This window comes from Mycobacterium sp. NGS54, from assembly GCF_059812465.1.
Window position 1 is genome coordinate 579,957 of the sequence record NZ_JCALCS010000006.1, and the last position, 10,447, is coordinate 590,403.

At 68.5% G+C, this 10,447-nt stretch carries 9 protein-coding genes; 4 read left to right on the forward strand and 5 right to left on the reverse strand.

Going from position 1 to position 10,447, the window contains the following annotated elements:
- The first annotated feature begins 156 nt into the window (after positions 1–156).
- Positions 157–1,287, forward strand: coding sequence for an AI-2E family transporter (locus AC5Y5E_RS21915; protein ID WP_499905051.1), 1,131 nt, complete (start codon positions 157–159; stop codon positions 1,285–1,287).
- Here the strand turns inward: AC5Y5E_RS21915 and AC5Y5E_RS21920 are convergent.
- From AC5Y5E_RS21920 to AC5Y5E_RS21930, 3 genes are read right to left on the reverse strand one after another with little or no spacing between them, the layout of a single operon-like run.
- Entirely contained in the window at positions 1,284–2,819 is a 1,536-nt protein-coding gene (locus AC5Y5E_RS21920) for a carboxylesterase/lipase family protein (RefSeq protein WP_499904951.1), read from the reverse strand. The genes AC5Y5E_RS21915 and AC5Y5E_RS21920 overlap by 4 nt on opposite strands.
- 14 nt (positions 2,820–2,833) lie before the next feature.
- A complete protein-coding gene (locus AC5Y5E_RS21925; RefSeq protein ID WP_499904952.1) occupies positions 2,834–3,631 on the reverse strand; it encodes a dienelactone hydrolase family protein in 798 nt (265 codons plus the stop codon).
- A gap of 13 nt (positions 3,632–3,644) precedes the next feature.
- Positions 3,645–4,328 (reverse strand): DUF4245 domain-containing protein, encoded by a 684-nt coding sequence (locus tag AC5Y5E_RS21930; protein WP_499904954.1) that lies wholly within the window; start codon positions 4,326–4,328, stop codon positions 3,645–3,647.
- A 56-nt stretch (positions 4,329–4,384) separates the two neighbouring features.
- Between AC5Y5E_RS21930 and glpX the strand changes: the two genes are divergently transcribed.
- The 3 genes from glpX to AC5Y5E_RS21945 are packed head-to-tail and all read left to right on the forward strand — an operon-like array spanning position 4,385 to position 7,911.
- Positions 4,385–5,419 (forward strand): class II fructose-bisphosphatase, encoded by a 1,035-nt coding sequence (gene glpX / locus AC5Y5E_RS21935; RefSeq protein WP_499904956.1) that lies wholly within the window; start codon positions 4,385–4,387, stop codon positions 5,417–5,419.
- A 42-nt stretch (positions 5,420–5,461) separates the two neighbouring features.
- Positions 5,462–6,868 (forward strand): class II fumarate hydratase, encoded by a 1,407-nt coding sequence (locus AC5Y5E_RS21940; RefSeq protein WP_499904958.1) that lies wholly within the window; start codon positions 5,462–5,464, stop codon positions 6,866–6,868.
- 17 nt (positions 6,869–6,885) lie between these two features.
- Positions 6,886–7,911: a hypothetical protein gene (locus AC5Y5E_RS21945; protein WP_499904960.1), complete on the forward strand. Its 1,026-nt coding sequence runs from the start codon at positions 6,886–6,888 to the stop codon at positions 7,909–7,911.
- Position 7,912: 1 nt separating this feature from the next.
- On the opposite strand, the gene AC5Y5E_RS21950 is transcribed toward AC5Y5E_RS21945, so the two are convergent.
- On the reverse strand, positions 7,913–9,385 hold the full coding sequence (locus tag AC5Y5E_RS21950) for an adenylate/guanylate cyclase domain-containing protein (RefSeq protein ID WP_499904962.1): 1,473 nt from the start codon (positions 9,383–9,385) through the stop codon (positions 7,913–7,915).
- 95 nt (positions 9,386–9,480) lie between these two features.
- The gene (locus AC5Y5E_RS21955; RefSeq protein WP_499904964.1) at positions 9,481–10,356 is read right to left on the reverse strand and encodes a polysaccharide deacetylase family protein; all 876 of its coding nucleotides are present in this window, start codon (positions 10,354–10,356) and stop codon (positions 9,481–9,483) included.
- Positions 10,357–10,447 lie beyond the last annotated feature (91 nt).

The following is a 10,447-nucleotide window of genomic DNA, read 5'->3' on the forward strand; positions in this document are numbered from 1 at the left end:
ATCGGCATCGCGCTTTCTGCCAGAAGTAGTCGCCGGCGCGCGTAGTAGCGGAAGCTCACCCTCTCGGCGCCCAGGCGGCGCGGATGCTGACGAGACGCCCCGCCCGGCGTTAAGGTGCAGCTCAGCAGCGACGACGCGGAGGGCGGCCCGGTTCGCATGAACACCGAATTCACGCTCACTCAAAAACGCGCCCTTGCGGTACTCACGCTGATCGCCCTGCTGTTCGGTGCGTATTTCCTGCGTAACTACTTCGTGCTCATCGTGGTGGCCGCGGTCGGGGCGCATTTGTTCACACCGCTGTTCAATTGGTTCAACAAACGTCTGGGCACCGGACTGTCGGCCACCTGCACGCTGCTGTCGGCGTTGGTCGTCGTCATCGTGCCGGTCGGGCTCCTGGTGATCCTGGCGTTCGTGCAGATCCGGCGCATGGTCGACAGCATCGCCGGGTGGGTCAGGACGACCGATCTGAGTGGGCTCGGCGACCGAGTCCTGCATGCGGTCAACGACCTGCTGGCCCGGGTTCCCTTCGCACACACCACGGTAACCGCGGAGACGCTCCGCAAGGCAATGGTCACCGTGGGCCGCAACGTCGGCGAATGGCTCCTTCATTTCTTGCAGGGCGCCGTCGGCGGCATCGCCGGCGCGGTCACGTCGGCCATCATTTTTCTGTACGTTTTCCTCGCGCTGCTGGTGAATAGGGAGAGGGTGCGAACTTTGATCGGCCAGCTCAACCCGCTGGGCGACGAGGTCACCGATCTGTACTTGAGGAAGGCCGGAGCGATGGTGCGCGGCACCGTCAGCGGCCAGTTCGTGATCGCACTGTGTCAGGGTGTCGCCGGCGCCGCGTCCATCTACGTCGCCGGCTTTCACCACGGCTTCTTCATTTTCGCGGTTCTGCTGACCGCGTTGTCCATCATTCCGCTGGGCGGCGGAATCGTGACGATTCCGTTTGGCATCGGAATGATCTTCTACGGCAACATCGTCGGCGGCGCCTTCGTCGTCTTGTGGCACCTCATCGTGGTCACCAACATCGACAACTTCCTGCGGCCCATCCTGGTTCCCCGCGACGCGCGCCTGAATCCGGCCCTCATGCTGCTGGCGGTGTTCTCGGGAATCGCCATGTTCGGCCCGTGGGGCATCGTCATCGGCCCGGTGCTGATGATCCTCATCGTCACCACCGTCGACGTCTACCTCGCGGTGTACAAGGGCATCGAACTCGATGCGCCCGACGACGAACCCGTGCGCCGCAATTGGTTTCCCTGGCGGAGGGCGAACACCGCGACTTAGCGGAAACTCACCATCTCGGTGCCCCAGGCGGCCCGGATCTGCGCGTCGAGATCGGTGGCGATCGTGTCGCGCTTGTCGATGATCAGGCAGGCCCGATCGGCCTCCTGGTAGGGCGTCCACTCCGGCTCGCCGTCGGAGCCCGCGGGCTTCCCGTAGGTGGCGAAGTTGACCCACCTGGTGCGCACCCGTTTCGAAACCGCCTTGGCGGTCTTGGCACCGCCGAGCTTCAGGGTCGGGTCCTTTGGTGCCCCGAGATTGCCCCATATGTAAGGCAATTCGGTGGCGTGCGCGGCGTTCACCAGCAACAGCTTCAGCAATGGCGTCGAATAGTCGAACCGGTACAGATATACCGGCGCGACGCTGCTATGCCCCTCGGCCAGCCACACCGACGGCATCCGGAAACCGACGTCGGTGGCGATGCTCAAAAACCTGGCCTTGCGCCGCAATCCGGAGTAGGCCGACACGATCTGCTCCTGGGTGGGCAATTGCAGGTCGGGCTGTTCGGCGGCGATCTGGGTGAACATCGACGTGATCGCGTGCGGGGTGATCGGCATCAGCGGCGAGCGCATCAGCCGGAAGAGCGCCGCCTCATGCTTGTTGGTGCCGATGATCAACGGCACCGGGTGCGAGCGGCCCTGCTGCGCCAGTTTGACCGGGTAGTCGTGCAGCAGGTCGCCGTCGACGATCGGGACGAACGCGAGCAAGCCCGGATTACGCACTGGCACTTCGTCGAACACTTGCTGCGACGCGGCCAGGATCGCTTCGATCGGCGCGTCGGGCAACGCGGCCGGGTCGATTCGCAGCTTGTCGAGGAAGCTCACGGCGACGCGCTCGGCCCGGTCGCGGTCGTACACCGATGTGGCCGGCGAACTCTGGGCGATCGCGCCGGCGAACAGGCCCTCGGCCGCGGGGGCGCCCAGCAGCGTGGTGACGATCCCCGCACCGGCGGATTCGCCGAACAGCGTGACCCTTTCGGGGTCACCCCCGAACGCCGCGATGTTGTCGCGCACCCAGCGCAACGCCGCCAGCACGTCGTGCAGCCCGATGTTCGAATCGAAACGGCGCCCCGCGGTGGAAAAGGACGACAGGTCGAGAAAGCCCAGCGCCCCAAGGCGATAGTTGACCGTCACGACGATCACGTCGCCGCCCGTGACCAACCGGTGGCCCTCGTAGAGCGGCTGGCTGGCCGATCCCAGGACGTAGGCGCCTCCGTGCAGCCACACCATCACGGGTTTGGCGTCGCCGGGCGCGGTGCCCGCCGGCGCGAAGACGTTCAGGCGCAGGCAGTCTTCACCCTGCGGCGCACCGAGTTCCAGCGGCATGTTGGGGAAGGTGGGTTGCGGGCACGCGGGGCCGTAGCTGGTGGCGTCGGCGATCTCCGCCCACCGCTGCGGGGGCTCGGGTCGCCGGAACCGCAGGTCGCCGACGGGCGGCGCGGCGTATCGGATGCCCCTCCAGGTCCTGACGCCCCCGTCGTCAGCGCCCCGGACCGGGCCGTGGGTGGTTTCGACCACGCGGTCGTCGCTCGCCATGATCTCGAACTTCCCTAGGTGAGCCGCTCGGTTAGGAACTCGACTACCCGTTTGCGCGCCTCGTAAGCAGGTTGGCCGTCGACCTCGCGGACCTCGTCGGTCAGCACCGAGTGCGCCATCCTGCCGAAGCCACCCTCGTTGCCTGGGCGCGAGTCGATTTCGATGACCTCGAACGCGTCGCCGAGGCGCGCTTTGAGCGCCGCGAACCGCTCCCTCGGCACGACGCTGTCCTCGCTGAAGCGCAGGCCCATCGCGCACAGGCCGTCGTTGGCGCACCGGTCGGCCACGGTGGTCATCTCGGATTCGCTCAGGCCGGTGTCGGCGCGGCGCGCGCGGCCCAGCGGCATCGGTACCGACGGCTGGGAAAGCACCGGGGCCAAAACGCTGTCGTCGACTGCGGCTGCCAGCGCGAAGCCGCCGGTGAAGCACTGGCCGATGACGCCGACGCCCTTGCCCGGCGTCGACGCGTTGAGGTCGCGGGCCAGCGCGCGCAGGAACAACGACACCGGTCGCTCCTTGTTGGTGGCGAAGGCCGCGAATTCCCTTGCGACACAGGCCCGGGTGATGGAGCTGATGATGTAGCCGAGCGTCTTCGGCTTGCCCGGCTCACCGAACAGCGACGGCATGGCGACGGTGAAGCCGTTGTCCACCAGGTGATTACCGAGGCCCAGCACGGCGGGATGGATGCCGGGGATCTCCGGTATCAGCACCACGCCGGGGCCGGTGCCCTTGCGGTAGACGTCGTGGGTGTAGCCGCCTCCGGTGAACGGTGCCACCGACCATCCGGACAGGTCTCCTTGGGGTGCGGTCACGCGGTGCCTTCTTTCAGCGCGCGGGTAACGGCGACGCTGATTGCGTCGCCGAGGCCAGGGTACGGAATTCGTCGGCGCTGCCGGCACCGGTTATCGCGATCTGGGTGGCGCCGCCCGGGCCGGTGAGCCTGGTGGTCCATACCGGCTCGGCGGCTCCCTCTGCTTGCGCGCCCTGCGCGCTGCCGTGGTAGACGACCCAGTTGACGCCGTCTACGCCGACCGTCCCGGTCGGATACGCCGACGGGTGGACCGACCCGACGAGCTTGTCCTCGTCGGCGTTGCTCTGGGTCAGGCCCAGGTACATGCCCGTCGGGCTGATGTAGCCCACCGTCGAGGTGGCCGCGTGCAGCCGCTGACCCGTCGCGGGGTCGGTTCGGCCGTTGTCGATGCCGCCGCGGCCGCCGGAGTTGGAGTGCCAGCCGGCGGGTAGCCGGGGCAGCCGAATCGGAAAGCCCAGCGCCTGGGCGTCCGCCCGCAGGGCCGCCGCCGCGTCGTAGGACGGGACCGCGCCCTTGTTGGTCCCGACCGGCTGAAACGAACACATCCCGACCAGGCCGGCCAGCAGGATGCAGCCGACGACCAGCGGCATCAGCGACCAGAACATGTCGCGACCGTCCTGCAGCAGCCGGGGCTTTGCCGGTTTGGGTGCCGGCGCCGGCTCGCCTACCTCGGCGTTCGGCTGCGGCTCGTCGGTCATGAGCTCGAGTATCCCAGTTCCCGCAGACCGATCCGCTTCTGGGACAATCGGCAACCATGAGCGATCGCCCCCAACGCCGTGAAGCCCCCGACCGCAACCTGGCGATGGAGCTGGTCCGGGTGACCGAGGCCGGCGCCATGGCGGCCGGCCGCTGGGTAGGCCGTGGCGACAAGGAGGGCGGCGACGGCGCGGCCGTGGACGCCATCCGCGAGCTGGTCAACACCGTGTCGATGCGCGGCGTGGTGGTGATCGGCGAAGGCGAGAAGGACCAGGCGCCGATGCTCTACAACGGCGAAGAGGTCGGCAACGGTGACGGCCCGGAGTGCGACTTCGCCGTCGACCCGGTGGACGGCACCACGTTGATGAGCAAGGGCATGCCCAACGCCATCTCCGTGCTGGCGGTGGCCGACCGCGGCGCGATGTTCGACCCGTCAGCGGTGTTCTACATGAACAAGATCGCCGTCGGCCCCGAGGCCGCGAACGTGCTGGACATCACGGCCCCGATCGCCGAGAACATCAAGGCCGTCGCCAAGGTCAAGGCCCTGTCGGTGCGCGACATGACGGTGTGCATCCTGGACCGGCCGCGGCACGCGCAGCTCATCGAAGACGTTCGGGCCACCGGGGCCCGGATCCGGCTGATCACCGACGGCGACGTCGCCGGCGCCATCTCCGCGTGCCGGCCGGAGTCGGGCACCGACATGCTGGCCGGGATCGGCGGCACGCCGGAGGGCATCATCGCCGCGGCGGCGATCCGCTGCATGGGCGGGGCCATCCAGGCGCAACTGGCGCCCATTGACGACGCCGAGCGCCGCAAGGCGCTGGACGCCGGCTACGACCTGGACCAGATATTGACCACCGAGGACCTGGTGTCCGGCGAGAACGTCTTCTTCTGCGCGACGGGGGTCACCGAGGGCGACCTGCTCAAGGGCGTCCGGTACTACCCCGGCGGCTGCACCACCCAGTCGATCGTGATGCGCTCGAAGTCCGGCACCGTGCGCCTGATCGAGGCCTATCACCGGCTGTCCAAGCTCAACGAGTACTCCGCGATCGACTTCACCGGCGACAGCTCTGCCGCCTATCCCCTGCCCTGACCAACCTGACCCGACCCGCAACGAAAGAGGAACACCAAATCTATGGCCACTGACGACGCCGAGTACCGCATCGAGCACGACACCATGGGCGAGGTCCGGGTGCCGGCAAAGGCCCTGTGGCGCGCGCAAACTCAGCGCGCGGTCGAGAACTTCCCGATCTCGGGCCGCGGCCTGGAGCGCACCCAGATCCGGGCGCTGGGGCTGCTCAAGGGCGCGTGCGCGCAGGTGAACAAGGACCTGGGGCTGCTGGCGCCGGAGAAGGCCGACGCGATCATCGCCGCCGCGGCCGAGATCGCCGACGGCCGCCACGACGACCAGTTCCCCATCGACGTCTTCCAAACCGGTTCGGGGACAAGCTCGAACATGAACACCAACGAGGTGATCGCCAGCATCGCCGCCGCCAACGGGGTGACGGTGCATCCCAACGACGACGTCAACATGTCGCAGTCGTCCAACGACACCTTCCCGACGGCCACCCATATCGCGGCGACCGAAGCGGCGGTACGTCACCTCATCCCCGCGCTCGAGGTGCTGCACGACGCGCTGGCGAGCAAGGCGCGCGAGTGGCACACGGTGGTCAAGTCCGGCCGCACCCACCTGATGGACGCCGTCCCCGTCACGCTGGGCCAGGAATTCAGCGGGTACGCCCGCCAGATCGAGGCCGGGATCGAACGGGTCCGGGCCACACTGCCGAGGCTGGGTGAGCTCGCGATCGGGGGCACCGCCGTGGGCACCGGCCTCAACGCACCCGACGGGTTCGGCGTCAAGGTGGTCGAGACCCTGGTCGCTTCCACCGGCCTGAGCGAATTGCGCCCGGCGGTCAACTCTTTCGAGGCCCAGGCCGCCCGCGACGGACTGGTCGAGGCCTCCGGCGCGCTGCGCACCATCGCGGTGTCGTTGACCAAGATCGCCAACGACGTCCGCTGGATGGGATCGGGCCCGCTGACCGGCCTGGCCGAAATCCAGCTGCCGGACCTGCAGCCGGGCAGCTCGATCATGCCCGGCAAAGTTAATCCCGTTCTGCCGGAAGCGGTTACGCAGGTCGCCGCGCAGGTGATCGGCAACGACGCCGCCGTCGCCGTCGGTGGGTTGTCCGGCGCCTTCGAGCTCAACGTCTACATCCCGATGATGGCCCGCAACATTCTCGAGTCCTTCAAGCTGCTCACCAACGTCTCGAGGCTGTTCGCGGAGCGCTGCATCGTCGGCCTCAGGGCCAACGTCGAGCATCTGAGCGAGCTTGCCGAGTCGTCGCCGTCGATCGTGACGCCGCTGAACTCGGCCATCGGCTACGAGGAGGCCGCCGCGGTGGCCAAGCAGGCGCTCAAGGAGCGCAAGACCATCCGACAGACCGTCATCGACCGCGGCCTGATCGGTGACAAGCTGTCGCTCGACGAGCTGGACCGCCGCCTCGACGTGTTGGCGATGGCCAAAGTGAAGCCGGAGGAATAGATGAGAGCGGTTCGGCGATGACAAATCCCCCCGGCGGTCCCCCCGGCAGCCCCTACGGTCAGGATCCCTACGGGGCGAATCCCTATGGGCAGGGCCCGTATTGGGGTGGCCCGGGTGGCCAGCCACCGGCCGGTCCGCCACCGGGTGGCCCCCCGCCGGGCGGTCCGCCGCCGGGCGGCGGATACCCCTACCCCGCGCCGGGTGGCCCATACCCGGCGGGCCCCTACCAGCCCCAGCAGTTCCCGCCTCCCGGCCAGCAGGTTCCGCCGGGCTGGCCGGGAGGGCCGGGCGGGCCGTACCCGCCCGGGCCGCCGCCGGGGCCACGCTCCAAGGCGCCGTGGCTGGTCCTCGCCGGTATCGCGGTGCTGGGCGTCATCGTGCTGGTGGTGCTCGTGGTGATCGGGCTCAACAGCGGAAGCAAGCCCAACAGGGCGGGCCCCTCGACCAACCCGTCCGTTCCGTCCTCCACGAGCGCCCCCTCGTCGTCGCCGAACAGCTCCCAGCAGACGGCGACCGGCTGCACGCCCAACGTGTCCGGCGGCGACAAGCCCTCCGGCGACACGATCAGCGCGGGCAAGCTGTCGTTCCCGGCCAGCGCCACCCCCGGTTGGCAGGGTTTTTCGGATGACCAGTCCCCCAACCTCATCGGCGCGGTCGGCGTGGGGGCGGAGGTGCCCGGCGCCAACCAGTGGATGATGCAGGCGGAGGTCGCCGTCACCAACTTCGTCTCCAGCATGGACGTCGCCGCGCAGGCGTCGAAGTTGTTGGACTGCGTGGCCAACGGACCGGGCTACGCGAACGCCACGCCGACCCTGGGCCCGACGAAGACGTCGTCGCTCACGGTCGACGGCGTGAAGGCCGCCCGCGTGGACGCCGACATCGCGATCGCCGACCCGGCACGCAACGTCAAGGGCGACTCCGTGGTCATCATCGCGGTCGACACGAAGCCGGTCACCATCTTCATGGGCGCGACGCCCATCGGCGACGCGGCTTCGGCGGGCATCATCAACAAAGTCGTTGCGGCGCTGAAGGTAAAGAAGTAAGTCAGGAACTAACTGGCCCCGCCGGCGCCGACACGTGGGTGGCCTCGGAGCGCCCGCGTAACACGGTGGAATAGCACTCGGCCCAGTGCGCGCGCTCCGCGTCGTCGGCCCGGTCGATGGCCGCCGCCGAACAAAGGATTCGCCGCTCGGCGGTTTTGGCAAGGTCGGCCAGCCGCGCCGCCTCATTGACCGCGTCGCCGATCACCGTGTATTCGTAGCGGTTTTCGGCGCCGACGTTGCCGGCGAAGACACGGCCCGCCGAAACGCCGATGCCGAAATCGACGACGGGTAGCCGGCGCAGCCGGCTGGCCAACGCACGCGCCGTCGCCAGTGCCGCCGACGCCGGTTGCGGCGTGCGCAACGGGGCACCGAAGACGGCCAGTGCGGCGTCGCCGGCGAATTTGTTGATCAGCCCGTTGTGTTCGTCGACCGCGTCGACCACGATCCGGAAGAAGTCGTTGAGCACCTCGGCGACCTCTTGTGGGGGGCGGCTTTCCGCGAGTTGCGTGGAGCCGACCAGGTCGATGAAGAGGACCCCCGCCTCGACCACGTTGCCGGACAGCGACGCACCCTCTTGAATGGCGCGTTGTGCGACGTCGGTTCCGACGTGGCGCCCGAACAGGTCCCGCAGCCGATCCCGCTCGGCCAGCCCGGCGACCATTCGGTTGAATCCCGTTTGCAGGCGCCCGATTTGGGATCGCTCGTAGGCGCCCACCTTGGTTTCCATGCGGCCGTGTTCGACCTCCGCCATCGCGTCGACGACCTCGCTGAGGGGATCGGAAATGGAGCGCGACGTCAGAATCATCGTCGGCAAACCGAGCAGCACCGCCGCCAGTGACACCACCAGCACGGGCACGTCCAGCGAGGCGGACTTCTGGATCAGCCAGCCGTACGAGCGAAGGACGACCAGGGCCGCGATCACCCCGACCGGCAGCGCGCTGCACAAAAACCACAGCAACACCAGGCGCGCGAACACGCTTGGCACCACCATGCGCGGCTCGCGGCCGAGCGTGGCGGCACCCATGATGGGACGCAAAGTGCGTTGCGCGAACAGCATCCCCATGCCGGCGGCCGCCGGCGCACCCAGCAGCACCCCGAGAACGATGGGCAGCATCAGCTCGGGCCCCCCGGCCAGGTTCATCGCCGCGAAGATCGCCCCCGCCCCGCCCCAGGCGAGCAGGAGGATGGCCGACTGGCGACCGGGGATCCTCATCGCCGCTTCCCGTTGCGCGTCGGTCGGTTCGTCCCCGGCGGCGTACCACCGCAGCGTGGGAGCCAGGTTGCGGACGCCGGCCAGCACGACCCCGACGACGCCCACCGCGATCAGCGCCAGCACCAGCGCCGTGTTTCTTTCCGCGATGTCTAGGTCAGCCGCGGCGGACGTGTGTCCGCGCAGCGGGATCAGGATGGCAGCGGCATCGGCGACGGCCACGACGTACGCGAGCGTGAGGTCGATCGCGTACTGGATCGCCAACCTGCGAGCGGATTTTCGCTGCCCCGCCGCTGGAGCCCGAAGCCAGCCCAGCCTGAACACCCTATAAAAATAGCCGCGCGCCGACCCAAAGCCTGCTAGGCACCGTTGTTCGGCCCGCCCGAGTTCTGGTCCGGGATGTCGGTAATCGGGAAGTTCGGCATCGGCTTGGGTGAGGACGTGTTGGGCAGGGCCGGGATCTCGCCGGGCGGAATGTCGCGCAATTGGTTGGCCGGTGGCCCGTTTTCGCGGCCGCCGTACGTGCTCCCCGGCGCCCGCGGCCCCAGCAGTTCGCTGACCGTCACCAAGCGGTAGCCGTTGGCCTTGAGCACCGGGATGAACTGGTACACCAGGTCGACGGTGCTCGAGTAGGTGTCATGGAACAACACCACCGAGCCGGGCTTGATGTACGTCATCAGCATGTACCGCGTCGCGGCCGTGTTGGAGTCATTGATCCAGTCGAAAGGGATGACGTCCCAGAGTATTTCGGCCAGCCCGAACTTTCCCGCGGTCGCCCGCACGGCGTCGTTGGACAGCCCGCCGGCCGGACGCCACAGCGACGGGGCCCGGCCCGTCGCGGCGGTGATCGCGTCGTTGCTCCGGGAGAACTGGCCCGCGATGTCCCCGGGCGGGATGGTGGTCATGTTGGGGTGTTCCCAGGTGTGGTTGCCGAACTCCATGCCCGCGTCTGCGACGCGCTTGGCGCCCGCCGGGTTGGCGGCGACCTTGTTGCCGATCAGGAAGAAGGTGGCCTTGGCGTCGGCGTCCTTCAGGATTTGCAGCAGCCGGTCGGTGTAGGGCCCCGGCCCGTCGTCGAACGTGAACGCGACACACTTGACGACCGCGCAGCTGAGGTTGTCGGCCCGCGTCACGTGACCGGTGAGGGCGCCGATCACCAACACCGCGGCGGCCGCCACGACGCCCAAAACGGTCCGCCAATAGCGCCAGGCCTGGCTGTCGGGTCGTTTCGGCACGTAGGAAGCCTACCCGGGGTTGGGCGTGCCGCCGCCGCGTTGACCGTGTAACCAGGGCTTTCAGCGTCGCACCAGGGTGAGATTCGCGCGG

Excerpts from the sequence above, each read along its gene's own strand:
- AC5Y5E_RS21940 (WP_499904958.1), top strand. The coding sequence starts at position 5,462 with ATGGCCACTGACGACGCCGAGTACCGCATCGAGCACGACACCATGGGC.
- AC5Y5E_RS21930 (WP_499904954.1), bottom strand. The coding sequence starts at position 4,328 with ATGACCGACGAGCCGCAGCCGAACGCCGAGGTAGGCGAGCCGGCGCCG.
- glpX (WP_499904956.1), top strand. The coding sequence starts at position 4,385 with ATGAGCGATCGCCCCCAACGCCGTGAAGCCCCCGACCGCAACCTGGCG.
- AC5Y5E_RS21920 (WP_499904951.1), bottom strand. The coding sequence starts at position 2,819 with ATGGCGAGCGACGACCGCGTGGTCGAAACCACCCACGGCCCGGTCCGG.
- AC5Y5E_RS21945 (WP_499904960.1), top strand. The coding sequence starts at position 6,886 with ATGACAAATCCCCCCGGCGGTCCCCCCGGCAGCCCCTACGGTCAGGAT.
- AC5Y5E_RS21915 (WP_499905051.1), top strand. The coding sequence starts at position 157 with ATGAACACCGAATTCACGCTCACTCAAAAACGCGCCCTTGCGGTACTC.